Consider the following 21360-nt stretch of genomic DNA (forward strand, 5'->3'; position numbering starts at 1 on the left):
TCTCTTCGTTCTTCTCTCTTCGTTCTTCTCTCTTCGTTCTTCTCTCTTCGTTCTTTCCTCTTTCCCCCCTCCCTCGCCCCTAACCACCCGACTGCCGAATCTGCGCCAGCGTCTCGCGCATCCGGGGAAGCTGGAGGAATCGTCGGGTTTGCTCAATCAGGCGATCGCCCCACAGGTTTTCTCGCAAAAAGTCGATCTCGGCATAGCGATCGTCCAGGTTGAGGGCGGCTTCGCCCATCGCCAGCGCTTCTTCCTGCTTGCCCTGCACAAACAGCGCCACGGCCACTGCTAGCTGCGGCTCGGCTTGCGTTCCGTCGATGGCGATCGCCTCGCGCCATTTTTCTAGCGCCCCGTCGATGTCGCCCATTTCATACAGCACCAGCCCGATGTTGTTGATGGACGGCCAAAAATCTTCCTGAAGCTCGACCGACTTTTCGTAGCTCTCGATTGCGTCGGCGTAGCGCTTTTGCATGTAGTAGGCATTGCCCAGGTCAAACCAGGCACCGGGTTCGTCGTCCTTAAGTGCCAGTCCTTTTCGCAGGTATTCGGCGGAGCGGGCATAGTTCTCGGCGCGGAAATAGGCCGTGCCCAGGGCAAACAAAATCGCCGGGTCTTCCCGGCTGAGCGATTCGGCCTTGAGTAGGGGGGCGATCGCCTTGTCGCCCTGACCCACTTGCAGATACAGACTGCCCAGCAGCGCCCACACCTGCCCATTCTGGGGCACGAGCTGCGTCGCCAACTGCGCCCGAATCAGCGCCAGTTCATACTGCTGAAACTGCGCGAGTTGCGCCGCCTCCTGGGCCAGACTTAGCCCTTGCTGCTCCATCCGGGCATAGTCCAACTGGGGCACATGGGGAATCAACGCCTGAGCGATCGCCGGACGCGCCCAAAAGCCTGCGCCCAACGCCAACGGCAGAGCCAAGAGAGGAAAACGCTTCAACACAATCAATTTCAGCTTTAGCAAGGTTTAATTCCAGCACTATCGTTAAATACTGAGCATAGCTTAGACGATGACTCGACAAATCGCCAAAATAAATCGCCAAAGCCAGACCTCATCGTTTCAGTGCTTACGCTCCTCGCGGTCAATATTCCGGACGATTGCTCCCGCATAAGAGGCGACAAGTTGAGTCAGCCCTGCGGAAGCAATGCCCTTTAATTGACTCAATTGACGGATTGCAGCACCGGCACATCCTGGCGGCGAACGTGGATCTGCCCATCATCGTCCAGATCGACGATAGCGGTGTCGCCTGTGCGGATTTCGCCCGTCAACATTCCCTCTGCCAGCGCGTCTTCTAGCAAGCGAGTGACGGCTCGGCGCATGGGTCGCGCTCCGTAGGCGGGGTCATACCCCTCCGCCAGCAGCCGCTCTTTCACAGCATCGGTGACGATGAGCGCCATGCCCTGTTCGCTAAGGCGCTGATTCACCTCACGGATCATCAAGTCGGCTACCTGCGTCACCTCGTCGCGAGTTAGCGGGCGGAAGGCGATGATTTCATCCAATCGGTTCAGCAACTCAGGACGGAAGGACTGCTTTAGCTCGTCGTTGATGCGATCGCGCATCCGGGTATATTGCGAGTCGCTTTCGCCCAGTTCAAAGCCCAGCCCGCTGCCGCCTTTTTGAATAGCGCGGGAGCCGATGTTGGAGGTGAAGATGATCAGCGTGTTCTTAAAGCTGACCGTGCGCCCTTTGGAATCGGTCAGGCGACCGTCTTCCAGCAGTTGCAGCAAGATGTTAAACACATCAGGATGGGCCTTTTCGATTTCATCGAACAGCACCACCGTGTAGGGCTTGCGGCGGACGGCTTCGGTCAGTTGACCGCCTTCGTCGTAGCCCACATATCCAGGAGGAGAGCCGACTAGCTTTGACACCGTATGCGGCTCCATAAATTCCGACATATCCAGCCGGATCATCGCCTCCTCCGACCCAAAGATAGCCGCCGCCAGCGCCTTGGTTAGCTCCGTCTTGCCCACGCCCGTCGGCCCAGAGAAGAACAGGCTGGCAATGGGCCGATCCAGATCCTTCAGCCCCACGCGCGATCGCCGAATGGCACGGGCTGCGGCCTTCACGGCCTCATCTTGCCCAATGACTCGCTCGTGCAGCCGTTCCTCCAGATGCAGCAGCGAGATGGATTCCGATTCCGTCAGCTTGTTTACCGGAACCCCCGTCCAGGATTCGACGACCTGGGCGATGTCTTCGGCGGTGACCGTCGGCGCAGGGGCGAGATCGGGAGAAACCGGGGAAGAAGACGGTTCAATCATCCCCACAGCCTGATCCCTGATGCCTGACCCCTGACCCCTGATCTGCGCTTCTAGTTCGCGCTGGCGATCGCGCAGTTGAGTAGCCTTGTTAAAATCCTGCTGCTGCACGGCGGCGTTTTTCTCAGCAAGGACGCGGCGCAATTCTTGCTTGAGCGCCCGCGTAGGAGCCTGGGCCGAATGGCGGAAGCGCACACGAGAGCCAGCCTCGTCGATCAAGTCGATGGCTTTGTCCGGCAGGAAGCGGTCGGTAATGTAGCGATCGCTCAGGGTGGCTGCTGCGGCCAGCGCTTCGTCCGAAATCAGCAAGTTATGGTGCTGCTCATAGCGCTGGCGCAGACCCCGCAGAATTTCTACAGTCTCCAGCACCGTCGGCGGTTCCACCATAACGGGCTGAAAGCGGCGTTCCAGCGCAGCATCCCGCTCAATGTGCTTACGATATTCGTCCAGCGTGGTGGCTCCGATGCACTGCAACTCGCCCCTTGCCAGGGCTGGCTTCAGCAGGTTAGCCGCGTCCATCCCGCCCTCCAGGGAACCTGCGCCCACCAGGGTATGAATTTCATCGATCACCAGGATGACGTTTCCTGCCTCGCGCACCTCCTGCATGATTTGCTTGAGGCGTTCTTCAAAATCACCCCGGAAGCGGGTTCCTGCCAGCAGCGTGCCCATGTCGAGGCTAATCACTTGGCGCTCTAGTAGCAGGTCAGGCACGTCCTGATTCACGATGCGCTGGGCCAGCCCTTCGGCAATCGCCGTTTTGCCCACGCCCGGCTCCCCGATTAGCACAGGGTTATTTTTGGTGCGGCGACCGAGAATTTGCACCACGCGCTCCACTTCTTTGTGGCGGCCGACCACTGGGTCGAGCTTGCCCTCGGCAGCTAGCTCCGTCAGGTTGGTGCCAAACTCTTGCAACATTTTGGGCTTGCGGCTGTTGCGGCTGCTGCGCTTGGCAGTGCTGCCCACGGGTACCTCGGCTACTTCGCCCACAGCCCGAATCACCATCGTCCGCAATTGATCTAAATTGACACCCAGGTTTTCTAGAACCTTCGCAGCGACACTTTCCTGTTCCTGGGCTAGGCTCAGCAGCAGATGCTCAGTCCCCACATGGCGCTGGTCGAGGCGGCGAGACTCCTGGAACGCTTGCTCAAACACCCGTTTTGACTTGGGGGTAAAGGGAATTTCGGGTGGCACAAAGCCAGACCCGCGCCCAATGATATTTTCGACCTCCTGGCGGGCGGCCTCCACGGTCACGCCCAGATTGGTCAGCACCTCGGCTGCAATGTGGTCTTTGACTAGCAATAGCCCCAGCAGGATTTGCTCTGTGCCAACGAAGTTGTGTCCCAGCCGACGAGCTTCTTCCTGGGCTGCCATTACCACAGCAATCGCTTTTTCAGTGAAATACTCAAACATCCTCAGAACCTTGAATGAGGTTTGCCCGGTTTGCCAACTGGCTCCCCGTCAGAAGCACATGCCGCGAGTATTCAGCGGTTCATGCAGTCCCAATACTGGTGCCTATGAATTTTTATGTACTCCGTAGCTCCAATGTATCCGCATTCCCGCCTCGATAGCAGGGAGGATAACCGTATCTACCCGGAGGAGTAGGGGTTAAGGCGTTGCTTGCCCTGAAACGCAATGCACGGCGCGATACACGGCGCGATGCACAGAAATATTCCAAGAGTTGGAATATTTAGGACTCTTTTGGAACTATTCAACCTTGCAAATCGTACTGAGTTGAGAGGGGGCGTAAAACCTCCCTTTGGATAGAAATCGGGTGCGGTAGACCGTCCGTGGCGCGGTACGGTCTGGGTTCGGTCTGCGGGAAACCCATCCAATTTGGGCAACATTCCACACCTGCAAAACCCTCGTCATGCCTGGGCTAGGGCTGGATACTATTATTCATTCACTATTCATTCGCGAGTTGCGATCGCCCAAGACGTGGTCTAACGCTCGACAACTTCAAGTCCTAATCCGCTGATTTTTTTCTAACGTCTTTGTCTCCCATCTTTTTTGAGGTTCTCATCATGTTCCAACCCACCCATCTACTGGTTTCGCGCTCTCGCAAAACCCCCGTCCAACTCATTCCCAGCGCCAATGGGCTGATGCTGCTCACCGAGGCGGAATTCAACGCCGGAACAGAGGCAGCGTTTGAAATGCGCCCTCGTCTGGGGATCTTTTGCAAAGGTGTACCCCTAGTGGGCTACAACCTGCAACCCATGCCTGCGTCTGTGCCTGCTGCACCCAGCGCGTCTGCGGTTAGCCCCGCCTGCTAGGACAGCAATCAGATCGATTCTGGATTTTGGATTTGCGATTTTGGATTTGCGATTTTGGATTGCCAGCAAAGCGCCTGCAGGGCTGTCCGCAATTTCATTCGTAGCTCCGGCCAGGAGAATTAACATCGGGGCAGGGCCTGAGCTTGACTGGCTGGGTCGATCTTTCATAGACTATGCCAACCCAAAGCCCCCTTAAAGTGTGCGCTATGAGCAATATGCCTGTGATGCCACCGCAAGTTGGATTTTCCCTAGTTCCTCTGCTGCTTGGCCTGCTGGTCGGGACGGAGGCGATTCCCGCAGGGATCGTTTCGCGAATCGCCCAAACCCCGGCTCCAGAGGTTTTCCCAGAGACTACGCTGGATGCCACACCAGAATTGCCGTCAGAATCGTCACTCGATCTACCGCCCGATCTGCCCCCCGACGACCCCCAGGCCCAGGCCTCCGTCAGCGGCGCGGTCGTCTCGCTCCAGCGCAGCGCTCTCCCACCCAATACCATGCTTAGCGTGCAACTGCTGGATCTGACACGGGCCAGTGCATCTACCGTGGTGCTAGCAGAGCAGACGATTCGCACCAACGGGCGACAGATGCCGCTGAATTTTGAAATTCTCTACGACCCAGCGCTGATTCAGGACAATCACCGCTATGCCGTTCGCGCCCGCGTTCTGATCAACGGGGCGATCGCCCTGACCAGTCCCCAGACCTATCCCGTCATCACCGGGGGCAATCCGAGTCGGGTCGAAGTGCGGGTAGAGCCAGTGAGGTGAGGGGAAAAGGGAAAAGGGAAAAGGGAAAAACGAAGAACGAAAATCGAAAATCGAAGAACGAAAACCGAAACTTCTTCCCTCTTCGTTCTTCCTTCTTCCTTCTTCCTTCTTCCCTCTTCGTTCTTCCTTCTTCCTTCTTCCCTACGTGTTCATCCGCTCGTAGATTGCCGAAGCCGAGGGCGAGTAGCGCGTCAGGTAGGAGAAGATCCAGAACTTGATGCAGGAATCAATAAACACGGGCACTGTGGCGATAAAGCCGTTGATAAAGACTTTGCTTTCGGGCAGCCCAAAGTGACGAAACACGCCTTCGAGGACGACTTCCCAGCCCTCAGCAGAGTGGAACCCGACGAAAATATCCGTCACCAGAATAAACAGGAACACTTTCGCAGGGTCGCTGAGGGCGAGGAAGGTGCGGTTGGTAAAGTTGCCTAATAGTCGGAGGCGATCGCGCCCAAAGTAGACCAGCGCCACCAGCATCAAAACCGAGGTTAGATCGGCCAACACGTTTTTCAGTCCGTCAAGCTGCTTTTCACGGGCTTCGCGCCATAGCTCGACGGCTTTTTCTTGCAGCGCCAGTTCATATTCGCGGGCTTCCTCCTCGATATCGGTGCGGAATTCGGGCAAGTCGGGTAGGTCAGTTGTCACGATGATGCCGCGCGATGGGCCGCTGTGGGCCATGCCTGGAGCCATGCTGGGCCCTGGAGCTATGCCGGGCGATCGCCCATCCAGCAGGGGGGCCGCCTCGGTCGGCAGGCTATCGGGGGAGACAGCCAACAGGCCGACAGAAGAGCGCGTCAGGGTTTTATTTTCAATCGCCTGGTTAAAAAAGGAGCGTTTGCGCTGCCAAAAGCTGCCCTGCGAGGGTTCTGCGGCGGGCGGCTGATAGTTCTTCAGCAGGCGCTGAATTTCTAGGGCTTCTCGATATTCGCTGAATTCGGCAAGAAACTCCTCTTCGATTTCGGTGCTGAGTTCGACCGCAGAAGGATGGCGATCGCTGTAGCTGCCAAACAGCGGCTCGAAGACCAGGTTTTTCACCAAAATCTGCGTCAGCAGAGGCATTAGCAGCAGGACTGCCAGCCAGCGCAAGGCGATGCGGTTTTGCTTGCGGCGCAGGCGTAGCTCGGTGACGACTTCCTGCTCCGACAGGGGGCTTAGCTCTTTGCCCAGTTCCTTGCCAATAGAGGACAGCCGATTCAGGATTGAGTCGGAGCCGTTCATTCCGCCAGAGCGCGTGGGGATCAGTGGCTTGGGGCTGAGGGCTTTGCTGGGGTTGGTTCGCAGGTCTTTGGGCAGCTTGTCGAACCCTGGAGCAGCAAGGGTCGCATCAGCCGTCGGAGCGCTCTCTGCCTCTGCCACCATCTGATCCAGCGCGTCGTCCAGATCGCGATATTTGCCGACGACCAGCTCGATGAAGCCCAATTTTTCTAAAATTTGCTGTTCCTGAGCCGTTGGCGCAGAGGTTTCGGAGGCAGCATCGGCGTTTTGCAAAAAGCTGGTCAGGCGAAATCGAGCCAGATTTGCCCGCACGCGCAGCAGTTGGCGATCGCGCTTTGTTTTGACATAATCAAAAACCGTCTTGCTGAGGTCGGCGCGAAAGGCGATGCGATCGCCCCCAAAGTATTGATTTTCTAGCTCCTGAATTTGCAGCGCGCCGCGATAGGCCTCATCGAGCGATCGCAGTTGGTTTTGCACCAGCCAGCGGTTGAGCTGATTGGCTCCCGCAGCCCACCATTGCTTGTCATTACTCATCCGCGAATGCTTGCCTGAATGATTTTCAAAATGGGTTCAAAATGGGTTCAAAACGGGTTCGTAACTGGTTTTAACTGGTTTGTAGCTGGTTGCCAGCGTTCCCAGCATGGTTTTAGACCGTTGCATCATGTCCGCACTTCAATCAATCTGCCATCCAATTTTTAAAAAGTCTGTTCACACCCGCAAAGACTTCACAATTTAGCCTGAGTTTAGGCTGAGCGCTGGGCTAGAACCCTGAGCAAACCCTGCATTGCCACCCAGCCCCAATCTCGAATCGAACCCTCAAGGGAATCTCAAAGCCGCCGTGGAGTAGCCTGCCTCAAGCCGTCTGGCTCGGCCCCAACTTGAGAAAAGCGTTCCGCAGGCGTGATCAGCCTTTACACTTTCAAATAAGCAGAAATAATCAGCAAAAACGAGTACGCAGAAATTGCAGACATGCCGTTTGGGAGGGTTAACGGAATGAAGTTGGTGGAACTGCTGCGGGCGCTGCCGGAAGACTTGCACCTGCCGGAACATGGCGCACTGGAACGCGAAGTGACCGGGCTAGCGACCAACTCCCACGCCTGCAAGCCTGGTGATCTGTTCATTGGGATGCCGGGAACACGGGTGGACGGGGGCGAATTTTGGCAGAGTGCGCTGGCGGCAGGGGCGATCGCCGCTGTGGTGTCCGAAAGCGCCGTGCAAAAGAAACCCCCGACCGCCGACGACTGCATCATTCCGGTATCCAACGTGGCGCAGGCTTCGGCGCGGCTGGCGGCAGCGTTCTACGGCTATCCGGCGCGGGCGATGAAGCTGGTGGGCGTGACGGGCACCAACGGCAAAACCACCACCACCCACCTGATTGAGCATTTTTTGGCGCAGGCGCACCTGCCCGTGGCGCTGCTGGGCACGCTCTACACTCGCTGGCGGGGGCATCAGCAAACCGCGCTGCACACCACGCCCTTTGCGCTAGAGCTTCAGGGACAACTGGCCGAGGCCAGAGCCGCTGGGTCAGAATACGCCGTGATGGAGGTAAGTTCTCATGCGCTGGCCCAGGGGCGCGTGTTGGAGTGCCCCTTTGAGGTGGCGGTGTTTACCAACCTGACGCAAGATCACCTCGACTATCACAAAGACATGGAGGACTATTTCTCCAGCAAGGCGCTGCTGTTTAGCCCTGGCTATCTGCACGGGCGGGCCGTGGTGAATCTAGACGACCCCTACGGCAAGCGGCTGGCGGCGGGGCTGGCGGGTCAGTCGGTATGGACCTATAGCACGCAAGATTCTAGTGCAGATCTGTGGACGAGCGATCTGGTGTATGAGCCTGCGGGCGTGCGGGGCGTGCTGCATACGCCGCTGGGCGACGTGCCGTTTGCCTCGCCGCTGGTGGGCCAGTTTAACCTGGCAAATCTGCTGGCGGCGGTGGGCGCGGGGCTGCATCTGGGCTTGAGTTTGGAGGCGATCGCCCAGTCCCTTTCCACTTTCCCTGGCGTGCCTGGCCGCGTCGAGCAGGTGCAGGTGTCGCCCAGCCAGGATATCAGCGTGATTGTGGACTATGCCCACACGCCCGATAGTTTAGAGAACTTGCTGAAAGCGTCGCGCCCGTTTATCCAAGGGCGGATGATCTGCGTGTTTGGCTGCGGCGGCGATCGCGATCGCACCAAGCGGCCCAAAATGGGGGCGATCGCTGCGGAACTGGCCGATTGGGTCGTGGTCACCTCGGACAATCCCCGCACCGAAGACCCAGAGCGGATCTTGCAAGACGTGGTGGCGGGCATTCCGGCCAGCGTCAATCCAACGGTGATGGGCGATCGCGCCGCCGCCATCCGCAAGGCCATCCTGGAGGCGCAGCCCGGTGACGGCGTGCTAATTGCAGGCAAAGGCCACGAAGATTACCAGATTCTCGGTACGGAAAAAGTTCACTTTGACGACCGCGAACAGGCCCGCGCGGCGCTGCTGGAGCGACTGTCTCTCAGTCCTGCCTAGCCCCGAAAATCCAGCCCGAAAAATTCAGCCCCAAAATTCAGCCTCAGATCTAGCCCTAAAAATCTAACGCAAGAGGGTCGCCAAGCCATGTCCCAACCCCCATACTCCTGATCATGAGCCTTTTCTTTAATAAACTGGAAATTAGCCAGAGCCATTGACTTATTCGCAATTGACTGATTCAACGTCAGGGAATTTAGACTGTGGGGCGCTGCTGCTCCGCTCTGGTTGGAGATGGCTCCGATCTGGTTGGAGATGCTCCAATGCATCTAGTGCTTACCCCATAGAATTTCACCCCCATGAAATCGCCACGCTCCTCCGAAGCTTCGCTCTACGAACTGGCCCTCAGTTCTGAGCGCCCCTTGCATCCGCTCCAGGTCAGCCCCACGACGTTCAAGTCGATGCTGACGGCGATTCTCGATCTGCTGATCGAAGAGCATTTGCCCGCAACGCTCTGGCTCAAGTTTCCCAAGGGCGACACCTGGGAGTCAGAAATTACTCGCTATTGCACAGCGGCGACCGCACCCTACACGCTCTATACCCTCGGCAATAGCCAGGGTGATTTGGCAGAGGCTGCAACGTCGTCATCTTCTGGGCAACTGTCGCACCTGGATCAGGTGTCTGATCTGACGGCTGCCGAACTGGCGAGCTTGGTAGACAGCCCCGCTGCGGATTCTCCAGTTTTGACGCATCAGCCGCAACCGACCTCGCTGAACGTAGCGGCCCAGTCTCAGCGGATTGCCCTGCCGCTGGGCACCGAGAGCCAGTTCAAGCGGGAGTATCTGCTGCTAGTGATGACGGAGGAGTTTTGCGGGCTGATCCTGGCCCATCGGCCGCGCTCGGTGCGCCTGTCCAAGCCAGATAGTAGCCCGCCGGAGCGGCTGCTTTGGCTCGAAGAGTTATCCCCCAACTCTGATGAAGACATAGAGCGGCGACATCCGCTGCTGGCGATTTATACGTTTGAATCGGACACGATTTGCCGGGTGCTGGAGGGCATTCATCAGGCGATCGCCCCTGCCGAGGCTCCTGAGGCGGTTCGGGCTGATTTGGAGTCCCTAGTGGCGCACTGGGAGGAGTGGGTGCTAACGGCTGCCAGCATTACACCGAATACCCGCATTGTCGGGCAACTGCTGGCCAAGCAACTGCAAATTCAAGAAGAAATGTGGCACAGCACCGCGATTTATCGGCGACAGGCAGAAATCGCTACCGGGCTGCAAATGGAGAATGAGGAACTGCAAAATGCGATTCGCCTGAAGGACGAGTTTTTGAAAACCGTCGGGCAAGAACTGCGAACGCCGCTGGCCACGATGAAAACTGCGCTGAGCTTGCTCAATTCCCCCAGCCTGAAGCCGCCGCAGCGCCAGCGCTATATGGATATGCTGACCCACGAGTGCGATCGCCAGAGTTCGCTAATTACCAGTGTTCTAGAGCTGGTGCAACTGGAAAATATGGACGATACAGCGGTGACGCAACCGCTGCGCCTGTCGGATGTGGTTCCGGGCATCGTCAGCACGTACCAGCCCCTCGCCCAGGAAAAGGGCATTTTGCTTGCTTACACGATTCCGCAGGATTTACCCGCTGTATCCTGTACGGTTCCCTGGCTGCGGCAAATTTTGATTAACCTGCTGCACAACGGCATCAAATTCACCCAAAAGGGCGGTCGAGTGTGGGTGTTGGCAAAGCTGCAAGGCGACTATGTGCAAATTGAAGTGCGCGATACGGGCATTGGCATTGCTGCCGCCGACATTCCCAAAATCTTTGACCGCTTCTATCGGGTGCGGCAGGCGGGCAGCGGCGAGGACTCTGGCGGTGCGGGGCTGGGCCTGTCTATTGTGCAGCAGCTTTTGCTCAAGTGCGGCGGTTCGATTTCTGTGAAAAGTAAGCCCGGTGAGGGATCTACTTTTAATGTGTTGCTCCCGGTTTATCGATAGCTGTTAATAGCTGTCAATCAAATTTGAGAAGGAATCGGGAACCCCTCTGCTTTGTGTCCGTCTATACTGCCAGACCCTAGCTTTTGAGATCCGGCCATGGTGACGAAACTCCGATTTTCTAGCTTGAAACTCCCATCTGGCGGGCGATCGCCCCGATGGACTGGGCTGCTGGTTCTGGGTGCAGTGCTGCTGACGGGCGTGGGGGCGATCGCCCAGACCGCAAACTTTGGCTCCGCGACGCTGGCCCCTGGCTTTAGCGCAGATGCAGGGACTCTGCGCGGACAAACGGGCGGCAGCAGTTCCCTTCCGGGCATCGTCGCCAACCGCGACAAAGACGGCAACCTCTGCCTTGGCTTTGGGTCATCTACTCCAGATCACCTGATCACGCTCCAGGGCAACTTTTCTGCTCTGACGCTGCAAGTCAATAGCAACCGCGCCGTTTCTACGCTGGTTGTGCAGGGGCCCGGCAACGTCGTCCGCTGCGCCAGCGGCAACAACCGCGCCCCCAATGCCACGCTGTCGGGAACAGATTGGGCCGGCGGAACTTACCGTGTGTGGGTCGGCTCCAATGTTTCTGGGGAGCAGTTTAACTACACGCTGACGATTCGGGAGTAGGGTTCGAGGGCAGCAGGAGGAGGTTGGGGTGTTGGAGGGCTAAGCTAGGCTAGGTGCGCTATCCCTCCATCGCGTTCTTGAACCTTAAACCCAATGGCTCCTTGGCGATCGCCCCTCTCTCGCGCTCTGCATCTCAATCGTTCGCTCATCTATGCCCGCTATGTGCAGTTGGCCACGGTGCGGCCAGACGGTCGCCCCGCCAATCGCACGGTGGTCTTTCGCGGATTTCTGGAACCTGCTGACCAGCTCAAGTTCATCACCGACACGCGCAGCGCCAAGCCAGAGCAGATTGCCCACCAGTCCTGGGGCGAGGTCTGCTGGTATTTTCCCAAAAGCCGCGAACAATTTCGCTTGCTGGGACGGCTGATGCTGATTGATGAAAATCATCCTGATGAGGGTTTGCAACACGCCCGCCAGCAGCAGTGGCAAGCCCTCTCGGATGCAGCCCGCCTGCAATTCGCCTGGCCCCATCCCGCCCAGCCGCGCCGCCCCGTGGCCGAGTTTTCGCCGCCACCGCCTGACCCCGCCGCGCCGCTGCCGACCTTTTGCCTGTTGTTGCTGGCTCCCGTCGAAGTGGATCATCTGCAACTGCGGGGCGACCCCCAAAGCCGCGATCGCTATTTTGAAACAAGCGAGGGCTGGCAGATGGAATCGGTCAACCCCTAGCCGCTCCCCTGAATAACGGCGTTTACCAATCCAGCCGCAAGCCCTGCTCAATCATGTATTGTTGCAGTTGCGGCATTTTTCCCTGGGGGACGATCTGGGCAGGCTGCAAATCGGGTTGATTGACCAGCCAGCCGGCCGTAACACCTGCGGCCGAGCCAATGGTCCATTCGCCGTGGTGAATGCGAGTCATGGCCGTGGCAATATGCGTGGCGGCGATCGCCTTTCCGCCTACCAGCAGATTCTCCACGCCCTGCGGAATCAGGCTTTCGAGGGGAATCTGCACCGGGCGAATGTAATATTCTTTCACCGAGGCTTTGACGGCCTCGCCCGTCGGCTCCCAGTTGCGATAGCGACAGCCGTGAATGTCAATATCGTAATGGGTCACACCTACCGCAGTCGCCCGAAAGTCCCGTCCCTCCATGTCTTCCCGAAGGTCAGCCTCGCGCAGCATAAACTCCGTCTGTCCGTAGGCCGATCGCCCCAGGATTCGCCGCCCCTCGCGAATGTAGGGCAACATGCTTAACCCAGAAACCGTCCCCATTGGGGAATCGGCCCCTGCCAAGTAGGCCAACGGCAGCGCTGGATCGGGCGGCTGCTCCAGGAGCCAATGGGCAAACATAAGCGCATGATTTTCTGCATGGCGCATAGACCGCAGCGACACGCCGCCCATCCAGTTTTGATATTGCCCGGTTTGCATGAGCTTTTCGGGGGTCAGGATTAGCGGCGGATTCATCCAGTTCCAGTCGTTGCCCTGGGTCCAGTTGACCAGCGTAATGTCGTTGAGGACAGGGCTGCCAAAGAAGGGGTCGCTGCGATTCAGGCTGACGATCCGCCGATAGTTGAAAAAGCTGCGCCCGTGAAACATCGGCACGCCTTCTAGCGTGTAGACCCGCATATGCTCGGCGCGAGGATAAAACGACTGGACATATTCCAGGGTCTTGATGCTCTGGCCGCCATCGGCGCGGATGCCCATTGCAAAGGGGAAGGTAAAGGCCTGGGTGCATTCTGGATTGTCGAAATCAGCGGCATTGACTTCGCCAGTGGTGTTGCGCGAGTCAGAGCCGACGCGCAGAGGCACCTTGGCCCAGCCCACCACTTCGCCTGTGTCTGTTGCATCGATCACGATCATCCGCTTGCCGGGTGGCGGCTGGAGCCGGATTGGGGTTTTGCGGAAGGTGGCATCGTCTTCCCAGGCATACCAGGTGGCTAGCTCCACCGACGGGCGGCCCTGGGGCACATAGCCAGATTCCCGGGGCGATCGCCGCACGGCATAAATCGCGGTAATAAACCGTCCCGTTTCGTCAAACTCTGCACCCTTGAAGGCGGTAAACGCGCTCCACTTGCTGCCTGTGGAATATTGCGCCGCCCGCTTGAGCCATTCCTGCGATACCACAGCCCCCACCTGTGGCGGAAAACACAGCCGCCCAACCCAGCAGCTATTGATCTGGGCTACCGTGAGGGGCGCGGTAATCCCTGTCCAGGCAGGCAGCGTAACGGGCTGCTGCAAGATAAAGTCCTTGAAACTCTGCCAGCTGGGCGAAAAGTTATTCCGCTCCAGCATGTTTCTGGACTCGTCTACCGCAGACACCCCCTGGGAGCTAATTTGTCCGCCCATCCACGGCGTTAGCTCGATCAGGCAGGTCTTCGCGCCCGTCCGCATGGCGTGAGAAGCAGCCGCCACCCCACCCAAGGACCCGCCCACCACTGCGACTTCACATTCCCAAGTTTCGGCTGGTGCCGGGAGTGGCGACAAACTTGGGCGACCATTGGGCAGCAAAAAAGAGTTGTCCGATCCGATTTCTGTGGGGTCAGATTGCTTAGAAGAATTCAGGGTTTGAGCATTTTCTGCTCCATCATTGGGGTTGACTGTTTCAGCATCCGGCGCAGAGTCTTGGGCAAAAGAAGGCTCTGCTGCGGATAGTTTTCCATCGGTCGTTTCGGCCTGAGTATATTGCTCAATTGTGCTGACTAGTACAGCAGAACTAGCCCCAGCCAGCAGGCTTGCAACGGGAATAATCCATGCTAAACGACGAGAGAAGAAAAACCGTTTCATGCTCGAAACCCGAATGATATGCTAGTAGAAATAATGCTCCTCTGACTGCGGCGGAGCTTGGTTTGTGGCATCTTCACTTTTAGCCCACCTGTCCTCTTTTTAGGGTTCCGAAATCCATTCGGTTCACAGTGTAGCTAAATCTAGAAGTATCGGCACATTTAGCCCCTCAAGATTGTCTGGTATTTTTTCTCTGCTCTGGTGCAAGTTTGCGTCCGCAGAGGTTGGACTTTCTACTCAGGTCGCGTTGAGATCGAGGTGTGTCCTGAACGGTTGTCAGTTTTAGCAAGGATCTCCTGATAAAAAATCTACAGCCGCTAAATTTTGTAGTCACGAATGAGCAACTCCCCTATGAAGCCTAACGTTTTTCTCCAGACGCTTTCCGCTCTTAAATCTTTCAGGTCAGGCTCAAATATTGCCGGACAAATTCAAGCTCGCCAAGCCCAAGTTCGTCAAGTAACCCACTCGATGCTGTGGAAGGTGGCCGGGATGGCGATCGCCTCCTCCGTCTTGCTCACAGGCGGCGAAGCGCTAGCCCAAGTCTACAGCTTCGGCAGCCAAGGATCAGATGTTGCCGCAATTCAGTCGGCGCTGGGCATCTTCGCCGACGGTGTATACGGTCTTGAAACAGAAAACGCAGTGATCGCATTTCAACGACGAAACGGATTGATGGTAGACGGACAGGCAGGCCCCGAAACGCTGCGGGCGCTGGGGCTGGGCTATCTCGTGTCGGGTGGCGGCATTGGCGGTCCGTCGCAGCCCGTTCCGCCGGGGAACTGGTTGGGGCGCGAGGCGATCGTCCGCACCAATAGCGGAATTGGTGTCAATGTTCGTAATCGCCCAAATGGGCAGGTAGTTGCAGGCATCGATGATGGTGTGCGTGTGCGCCTGTCTGGACGGCAAGAATTTTCCGGTGGTTTGACCTGGGTTGAGCTGGCGGGCACGGGCGGCTGGATTGCCTCTGAGTATCTGGTGCCTGCTAACATCGGCGGCCCGACCGACCCAGGGTTTCCGGGCCACTATGGTGGCCCCTACCGGGTTGCCATACCGGGGAGCAGCGATGAGCTACTGTTCCAGGTGCGCCGCTTTGTGCGCGATGCCTACCGCGACTCGGACTCACTGCGGGGGCCATTCATCAATGCAGGCTCCTTCCGCGATTACTCCGCCGCTGCGGCTGTGAATCAGCAGCTTCGGAGAGAAGGGTTTGATGCGCGAGTCGTCTATGACTAGGTTGCCTGTGGCTGTGCTAGCAGCGCAGGATGTTTTCTAGCAGGTGCAGCCAGGCAGGTTGCCTTAGCTGAAACCATACAAATCACCAAAGGATCGCTGTGCAGTCCGGCTGTGCAGCGATTTTTACAGGTGAAAAACGAACGGACTCGTCACTAAGCCATGTGACAAAAATCACAACTAGAGATGATCGCGATCGCGCTTCAGTTCTCGCTGCATCGGCATACTTAAGGAGACTCAACTCTAGCCGAGTCATCAACAGGGAACACACTATAATCCGGCAGACTCAGTTTGAGACTGTCGGATTTTTTTGTGGGCGTTACATTACGGGTGTCATAAAATTCTCTATCCCTCCGTAAATACCGACATCACGGTGTGGAGTTTGCCGGGTAACGCTGATGCGTAAGACCGTTCAGCCGCAGGTTCAGAATGAAGCGGAGATGGCTGCTGAATGTTGCCGTGCTGAATTTTAACGCATTGCGCCCATTGTGCTTTTCCAAGATAGCTCTCGGCAGAGAATTTCTAGCGCTCGCTGGTCTGGGCCAGAAAAAAGGCGGCTATCGACCAGTTCTTGCAGCGTTTGCTGGGTCAAGGCGGGCGCAAAGTTGCCGCCGCAGCGCAGCAGGTGGCTGTAGTAGCAAAACTGGGGGCTACCCGCTTGGTTGAGGTGAAAGCGGTAAATTTCGTCCTGGGTCATGACCGATACGGGCGTGTTGACGGGGACGACCACGCGGGGAATGCCGTGGATGCCGTAGGGCTGCCCATTGTCCTGCGCCATCCAGCCCACCAGCACCACGCCCAGCAGCGTGCGGGTTTCGGTGATTAAATCTGGCGTAAACAGCGGGTCGGGTTCGCTCGACAGGCGCGGCCCGTTGCTCATGAACATCGGGTTCATCAGCAGCGAGTTGTAGATCAGCCCGACGGCCCAGTGGCGATCGCCCGGTTCCTCCAGTTTTACAAAACTGCCAAAGCCGTAGTCGTCGGCCTGCGGCGGGTTGTCCACGTCCATACGGTCATCTACCTGAACCACGTAGTCGCAGTGGGAGTTGGATTTGACGACTTTGCCGAGACGCATAGAGGATGGGGGGATTTTAGATTTTGGGTTTTGGATTTTGGGCGCGAGTCGCGGGGTTCCGGGAGGGCGATCGCTCTTCATCATGATGCCCCAAAAGACGAGAAGTGGTGAACACTTGTACGATTTTTAGCTTTATGAACTTCAAGAGTTCCAGGTCAATTTCTCACGAACCCTTATCTGCAAAAGGGGTGTAAGTCTCGCTTAGCCTGGATTTGCAATCCAAAATCGCCAATCCAAAATCCAAAATTATCCCTTGGGGGCGATCGCCCCATCTCGCTACCAAAAAACTGTTCCCCGCAGGTGCAGGAATGCTACTTGGTGCAACACTTCTGCCCGCCGCAGGGAACAAAGGCTGATATTAAACTTTTTCGATTGCACGCCTTCGATCGCACGCCACTGGAAAGCAAAGCTAGGACATGGCCTGGATGATGTAGTCGAAGTAGGGAGCGGCTTCGGCAGCGTCTTCGTCGCTCAGCAGCGCCAGGGATGCCCGCTTGAGGCAGCGAATCGACTCCACCATGCCGGGAACCGGAACGCCTAGAGAGTTGTACATTTCGCGCACGCCGATCAGACCGATGCTTTCGATAGGTTGCTTGTCGCCCGCCAGCACGCCATAGGTAATCAGGCGCAGATACCAACCGTAGTCGCGCAGGCAGAGGGCCCGCTGGCGATCGCCGTAGGCATTGCCACCCGGAGAGATAAAGTCGGGGCGCTTTTGCCAGAGTTGTTTGCTGGCTTCTTGCACAATTTTCTTCTCATTCTCCGCCAAGATGTTGGCGATACGCACGCGCTGTTCTCCGGTTTGAAAGAACTCGCTGATGCTCTTGAGTTCTCCACTGCTGGGGTAGCGGAGTTCGTCGTCGGCGTTGAGGATGACCTGGCTAACTACACTCATAATATGGCGGTGATGTCAGAGCAAAGATGAATATCGGTTTGTATTGTAACGAGTTGCGGGGACTGAAGAAAAGTCTATCAAAGACTGGATCGATACATTTGCAACAAGGCTTTTAAGTTTTGAACGGTTCCTTGCAGGCTGTGCCCGCAAGAATTCCTTCTGCTGCATCAATCTTAAAGGGCTTAATGAAAGTTAGCAAATACACCCGGATTGTTAATTTTCTGCGCCGACCAGTGTTTTCGACAGATGCCAACAGTCCTGGGCGATCGCCCAATCTTCCTGAGTGTGGATAATCAGCACGCGCACCGTGGAATCAGCAGCGGCAATGTCCTGATCGTCGGGGCTGCGGCTGAGCTTCGCAGGGTCGAGCCGCAGTCCCACAAATTGGAACGGTTCGCAGGCGGCTTGCCAGATATTGGGCGCGTTTTCGCCGACACCAGCCGTGAACACAATCGCATCCAGCCCGCCCAGACTCGCTAGCATACTGCCCATGAGCGACCGCAGGCGGTGAATGTAGACATCGATTGCTAGCTTCGCCCGCTCGTTGCCCTGGGCGATCGCCTCCAGCACCAGCCGCATATCGTTCGACACGCCCGACACGCCCTCCAGCCCCGACTCCCGGTTTAGCATGGTGTCCACCTGATCGGGCGTATAGCCTAGGTCGCGAATCAGGTACAGCAAAATGCCCGGATCGACAGAGCCAGAGCGGCTGCCCATCATCAGCCCCTCCAGCGGCGTAAAGCCCATTGTGGTGTCTACGCACTGCCCGCCGCGCACTGCCGAGAGCGATGCCCCATTTCCCAAATGGCAAATCATCAGCCGCAGGTCGGTCAGCGGCCGCCCCAGCAGTTGGGCTGCTCGCTGAGCGCAGTAGCTATGACTGGTGCCGTGAAAGCCGTAGCGCCGGATGCCCTGCTCCAGCCATGCATAGGGCCCCGGATAGACGTAGGCCGCAGGCGGCAGGGTGCTGTGAAAGGCGGTGTCGAACACGGCAACCTGGGGGACGCTGCTGCCCAAAATTTGCTCTAGGGTTTCAATCCCTTCCAGATTGACTGGGTTGTGAACGGGGGCAAACTTGGCCAGACGGGCGATCGCCGCTTTCACGTCCGCCGTCACAAACACACTGGCGCGATAGTCTTCGCCGCCATGCACCACGCGATGCCCCACCATGTCAATTTCACCGGGGCGATCGATCACTCTTGTATCCCCTGTCCACAGGGTTTCCAGCAGGTGATGAGTGGCCTCAACCCGCGACGAGGTGGGATAACTCTCCGTTTTTTTCACGCCTGCCGCCGTTTTCACCTTAATTTCTGCCACGCCTTCGGCATGGGTCAGGTCGATTTGCGCTTCCCACAGCGGCTCCGGCGGATGCTCTGGCAGCGTGGCCTCCGGCAATTCGTATAAGCAGGACTTTTGGCTGCTGGAGCCAGCGTTCATGACCAAAATTTTCATAGCCACTTGCAGTGAGAGGACAGGAGGCAACAGCGCTTTCCTTCAGTTTGCCGGAAAGTGCCCAGACCTCAAGGTATGGGAGATGTCATCTCTGGAAAGTTTTGAGCAGGGAACAGGAATCAGGAAATTGCGGGGCAGTGATTTTCTGACCCCGCCGGAGCATCGCGTCATAGAATAGATAGAACGCATTCGCAGGATTCTCGCGAAGCTTACTCATTGGGCGCGGCCCAACTGTCGGGGGTATGGCGGAATGGTAGACGCTGCGGACTTAAAATCCGTTGACCTTAACAGTCGTGTGGGTTCAAGTCCCACTACCCCCATTTAAAGAAAAAAGAGAGAAAAAAGAAGAATGAAAAAGGAAGATCCAGGTTTCGTTCTTCGTTCTTCCCTCTTCGTTCTTCGTTCTTCCCTCTTCGTTCTTCGTTCTTCGTTCTTCCCTCTTCGTTCTTCGTTCTTCGTTCTTCGTTCTTCGTTCTTCCCTCTTCTCTGGGGTTTTAGAATTTTGCTGTTTCAAGACTTTCAGCCGATTGCGGCGATCGCCCCCACTCCCCTTGCTGTGAAATCGCTGCGATCGCTGGCGGAGGGCGGCGGGGTGACGCTCTGGGTTCCGGCAGACCTAGCGACGGATGAGTTGCCCTGTGAGGTGTACCAAACCACGCTGCGGGATCTGGTCAGGGCGCTCTGGCAAACGCAGCGGGCGCTGGTGTTTGGGCTGGCGACGGGGGCGGTGGTGCGGCTGATCGGCCCGCTGCTGCAAGACAAGGCGACTGACCCGGCGGTGCTGGTGGTGGATGGCCCGGGCAAGGTGGTGATCAGCCTGTGTGGGGGGCATCAGGGCGGGGCCGATCGGCTAACGCGGGCGATCGCCCACTTGCTGAATGCCACCCCTGTTTTGACGGGCGGGGCTAATGCCCTGGGCCTGCCGGGAATCGATGTGCTGGGGGAACCGTTTGGCTGGCGCAAGGGCAGCGGCGACTGGACGGGGGTGAGTGGGGCGATCGCCCGTCAGGAACCTGTACAGGTCATCCAGGAAGCTGGATCAACGCTATGGCAAGAGCATTTGCCGCCGGAGCATCCGTTTATCTTTGGCTGGGACGACCCGACAGAGGCGCAAACAAACGCCCCCAACCCTGCTGCTCGCGTGTGGATCAGTCCGATTCAGCGGCGCTTTGCGGACGGGGCAGAGGTTCCCTCTGACTGGCCCAAGGTGCAGTGGCATCCCCGCGTGCTGTGGGTGGGCATGGGCTGCGAACGGGGTACGCCGCGAAGGGTGATCGAAGCTGCCGTTGCCGACGCGCTGCGGCGACATCACCTGGCAGAGGGGGCGATCGCCGGACTGGCTACCCTCGACCTCAAGGCAGATGAGGCGGGACTGCTGGAATTTTGTGGCGATCGCCATCTCCCCCTGCTCACTTTCTCTGCCGAAACCCTCCGCGCCGTCCCCGTCCCCACTCCCTCCGCCGTCGTCGAGTCGGAAGTGGGCACGCCCAGTGTCGCCGAAGCCGCTGCGATTCTAGCAGCCAGCCGGATATGCCAGGGTGACCGTCAACCCCAAGCCTTTGCCCCCCTTCGCGTTTCCAAGCAAATCTTCCGCCTCCCCGACCATCCTGGCGCAGTGACCATTGCCGTGGCTCAGGCAGAGCAGGAATATACCGGGCGCACCGGAAGGCTGTGGCTGGTGGGCACAGGGCCGGGACGACTGGAGCAAATCACGCCTGCGGCCCAGGTGGCGATCGCCTCGGCGGATGTGGTAATTGGCTATTCACTCTATATCAACTTGGTGGCGGCACTGCTGCGTCCGGGGCAAATCGTCGAAGCCCTGCCTATTACCCAGGAGCGGCAGCGGGCCGAACGGGCGATCGCCCTGGCCCAGTGGGGGCTGACGGTGGCGGTCATTTCCTCCGGCGACTGCGGCATCTATGGCATGGCGGGGCTAGTGCTGGAGCAACTCCAGGCGCAGGGCTGGGACGGCAAAACGCCCGCAGTTCAGGTGTTTCCCGGTATCTCGGCATTGCAGGCAGCGGCATCGCGGGTGGGTGCGCCGCTAATGCACGACTTTTGCGCCATCAGCCTCAGCGACCTGCTCACGCCCTGGCCCGTCATCGAGCGGCGACTGGCAGCAGCAGCCGAAGCTGACTTTGTGACCGCGCTGTATAACCCCAAATCGCAAACGCGGACGGAGCAAATTGCGATCGCCCAGCGCATTTTTCTGGACTATCGCGCCGTCGATACGCCTGTGGCCCTGGTTCGCGCCGCCTATCGTGACCAGGAACAGATTACGCTGACGACCCTGGGGCAACTGCTCGACTGCCCCATCGACATGCTCACTACCGTCGTCATCGGCAACCAAAGCACCCGCTTCCACGAAGGCTGGATGATCACCCCACGGGGCTATTTGGGGTTTGAGAAGGAAACCTGAGACGGCTTCAAGCGACAACATTGATCTTTGCA

General features: G+C 57.9%; 15 protein-coding genes and 1 tRNA gene. 9 read left to right on the forward strand and 7 right to left on the reverse strand.

Annotation, left to right across the window (positions count from 1 at the left end; translation table 11 throughout):
* Positions 1-79: 79 nt before the first annotated feature.
* Both IGS16_RS01925 and IGS16_RS01930 read right to left on the reverse strand, forming a co-directional pair.
* Positions 80-922, reverse strand: coding sequence for a tetratricopeptide repeat protein (locus IGS16_RS01925; RefSeq protein WP_297082861.1), 843 nt, complete (start codon positions 920-922; stop codon positions 80-82).
* 239 nt (positions 923-1161) lie between these two features.
* Positions 1162-3666 carry an ATP-dependent Clp protease ATP-binding subunit gene (locus IGS16_RS01930; protein WP_297082863.1) on the reverse strand — a complete coding sequence of 835 codons (2505 nt, stop codon included), beginning with the start codon at positions 3664-3666 and terminating at the stop codon, positions 1162-1164.
* A 611-nt stretch (positions 3667-4277) separates the two neighbouring features.
* On the opposite strand from IGS16_RS01930, the gene IGS16_RS01935 reads away from it, so the two are divergent.
* A complete protein-coding gene (locus tag IGS16_RS01935; RefSeq protein WP_297082865.1) occupies positions 4278-4526 on the forward strand; it encodes a hypothetical protein in 249 nt (82 codons plus the stop codon).
* A 206-nt stretch (positions 4527-4732) separates the two neighbouring features.
* Positions 4733-5290, forward strand: coding sequence for a YbaY family lipoprotein (locus tag IGS16_RS01940; RefSeq protein WP_297082866.1), 558 nt, complete (start codon positions 4733-4735; stop codon positions 5288-5290).
* A gap of 141 nt (positions 5291-5431) precedes the next feature.
* On the opposite strand, the gene IGS16_RS01945 is transcribed toward IGS16_RS01940, so the two are convergent.
* Complete coding sequence (locus IGS16_RS01945; protein ID WP_297082868.1) at positions 5432-7039, reverse strand: hypothetical protein; 1608 nt, start codon at positions 7037-7039, stop codon at positions 5432-5434.
* 459 nt (positions 7040-7498) lie between these two features.
* Here IGS16_RS01945 and IGS16_RS01950 point away from each other — a divergent pair, with 459 nt between their 5' ends.
* From IGS16_RS01950 to IGS16_RS01965, 4 genes are all read left to right on the forward strand, one after another.
* Positions 7499-9001, forward strand: coding sequence for a UDP-N-acetylmuramoyl-L-alanyl-D-glutamate--2,6-diaminopimelate ligase (locus tag IGS16_RS01950; protein WP_297082870.1), 1503 nt, complete (start codon positions 7499-7501; stop codon positions 8999-9001).
* A gap of 296 nt (positions 9002-9297) precedes the next feature.
* Positions 9298-10929 carry an ATP-binding protein gene (locus IGS16_RS01955; protein ID WP_297082871.1) on the forward strand — a complete coding sequence of 544 codons (1632 nt, stop codon included), beginning with the start codon at positions 9298-9300 and terminating at the stop codon, positions 10927-10929.
* A 96-nt stretch (positions 10930-11025) separates the two neighbouring features.
* Complete coding sequence (locus IGS16_RS01960) at positions 11026-11544, forward strand: hypothetical protein (RefSeq protein WP_297082873.1); 519 nt, start codon at positions 11026-11028, stop codon at positions 11542-11544.
* 93 nt (positions 11545-11637) lie between these two features.
* Complete coding sequence (locus IGS16_RS01965) at positions 11638-12210, forward strand: Npun_F5749 family FMN-dependent PPOX-type flavoprotein (protein WP_297082875.1); 573 nt, start codon at positions 11638-11640, stop codon at positions 12208-12210.
* 22 nt (positions 12211-12232) lie between these two features.
* Here IGS16_RS01965 and IGS16_RS01970 read toward each other — a convergent pair whose 3' ends face one another.
* Positions 12233-14263, reverse strand: coding sequence for an FAD-dependent oxidoreductase (locus IGS16_RS01970; protein ID WP_297082877.1), 2031 nt, complete (start codon positions 14261-14263; stop codon positions 12233-12235).
* A 465-nt stretch (positions 14264-14728) separates the two neighbouring features.
* Here IGS16_RS01970 and IGS16_RS01975 point away from each other — a divergent pair, with 465 nt between their 5' ends.
* Positions 14729-15490, forward strand: a complete 762-nt coding sequence (locus IGS16_RS01975) for a peptidoglycan-binding protein (protein WP_297082879.1) — start codon at positions 14729-14731, stop codon at positions 15488-15490.
* Between the two features lie 466 nt (positions 15491-15956).
* Here IGS16_RS01975 and IGS16_RS01980 read toward each other — a convergent pair whose 3' ends face one another.
* The 3 genes from IGS16_RS01980 to IGS16_RS01990 all read right to left on the reverse strand — a co-directional run bounded on the left by IGS16_RS01980 (position 15957) and on the right by IGS16_RS01990 (position 18909).
* Positions 15957-16562 carry a hypothetical protein gene (locus IGS16_RS01980; protein ID WP_297082881.1) on the reverse strand — a complete coding sequence of 202 codons (606 nt, stop codon included), beginning with the start codon at positions 16560-16562 and terminating at the stop codon, positions 15957-15959.
* 409 nt (positions 16563-16971) lie between these two features.
* A complete protein-coding gene (gene apcD / locus IGS16_RS01985; RefSeq protein ID WP_068507529.1) occupies positions 16972-17457 on the reverse strand; it encodes an allophycocyanin subunit alpha-B in 486 nt (161 codons plus the stop codon).
* 213 nt (positions 17458-17670) lie between these two features.
* Positions 17671-18909 carry an acetate kinase gene (locus IGS16_RS01990; protein ID WP_297082883.1) on the reverse strand — a complete coding sequence of 413 codons (1239 nt, stop codon included), beginning with the start codon at positions 18907-18909 and terminating at the stop codon, positions 17671-17673.
* Between the two features lie 236 nt (positions 18910-19145).
* On the opposite strand from IGS16_RS01990, the gene IGS16_RS01995 reads away from it, so the two are divergent.
* Positions 19146-19229, forward strand: a tRNA-Leu gene (locus tag IGS16_RS01995).
* Positions 19230-19408: 179 nt separating this feature from the next.
* Positions 19409-21328, forward strand: a complete 1920-nt coding sequence (cobJ, locus tag IGS16_RS02000) for a precorrin-3B C(17)-methyltransferase (protein WP_367185703.1) — start codon at positions 19409-19411, stop codon at positions 21326-21328.
* Positions 21329-21360 lie beyond the last annotated feature (32 nt).

This window comes from Thermoleptolyngbya sp. C42_A2020_037, assembly GCF_015272455.1.
Classification (GTDB): Bacteria; Cyanobacteriota; Cyanobacteriia; order Elainellales; family Elainellaceae; genus Thermoleptolyngbya.

What these genes read in the sequence shown, in the direction of transcription:
- IGS16_RS01935 (WP_297082865.1), top strand. Translation starts at nt 4,278, where the DNA reads ATGTTCCAACCCACCCATCTACTGGTTTCGCGCTCTCGCAAAACCCCC.
- apcD (WP_068507529.1), bottom strand. Translation starts at nt 17,457, where the DNA reads ATGAGTGTAGTTAGCCAGGTCATCCTCAACGCCGACGACGAACTCCGC.
- IGS16_RS01950 (WP_297082870.1), top strand. Translation starts at nt 7,499, where the DNA reads ATGAAGTTGGTGGAACTGCTGCGGGCGCTGCCGGAAGACTTGCACCTG.
- IGS16_RS01990 (WP_297082883.1), bottom strand. Translation starts at nt 18,909, where the DNA reads ATGAAAATTTTGGTCATGAACGCTGGCTCCAGCAGCCAAAAGTCCTGC.
- IGS16_RS01955 (WP_297082871.1), top strand. Translation starts at nt 9,298, where the DNA reads ATGAAATCGCCACGCTCCTCCGAAGCTTCGCTCTACGAACTGGCCCTC.
- IGS16_RS01980 (WP_297082881.1), bottom strand. Translation starts at nt 16,562, where the DNA reads ATGCGTCTCGGCAAAGTCGTCAAATCCAACTCCCACTGCGACTACGTG.
- IGS16_RS01970 (WP_297082877.1), bottom strand. Translation starts at nt 14,263, where the DNA reads ATGAAACGGTTTTTCTTCTCTCGTCGTTTAGCATGGATTATTCCCGTT.
- IGS16_RS01960 (WP_297082873.1), top strand. Translation starts at nt 11,026, where the DNA reads ATGGTGACGAAACTCCGATTTTCTAGCTTGAAACTCCCATCTGGCGGG.
- IGS16_RS01930 (WP_297082863.1), bottom strand. Translation starts at nt 3,666, where the DNA reads ATGTTTGAGTATTTCACTGAAAAAGCGATTGCTGTGGTAATGGCAGCC.
- IGS16_RS01940 (WP_297082866.1), top strand. Translation starts at nt 4,733, where the DNA reads ATGAGCAATATGCCTGTGATGCCACCGCAAGTTGGATTTTCCCTAGTT.
- IGS16_RS01945 (WP_297082868.1), bottom strand. Translation starts at nt 7,039, where the DNA reads ATGAGTAATGACAAGCAATGGTGGGCTGCGGGAGCCAATCAGCTCAAC.
- IGS16_RS01965 (WP_297082875.1), top strand. Translation starts at nt 11,638, where the DNA reads ATGGCTCCTTGGCGATCGCCCCTCTCTCGCGCTCTGCATCTCAATCGT.
- IGS16_RS01975 (WP_297082879.1), top strand. Translation starts at nt 14,729, where the DNA reads ATGCTGTGGAAGGTGGCCGGGATGGCGATCGCCTCCTCCGTCTTGCTC.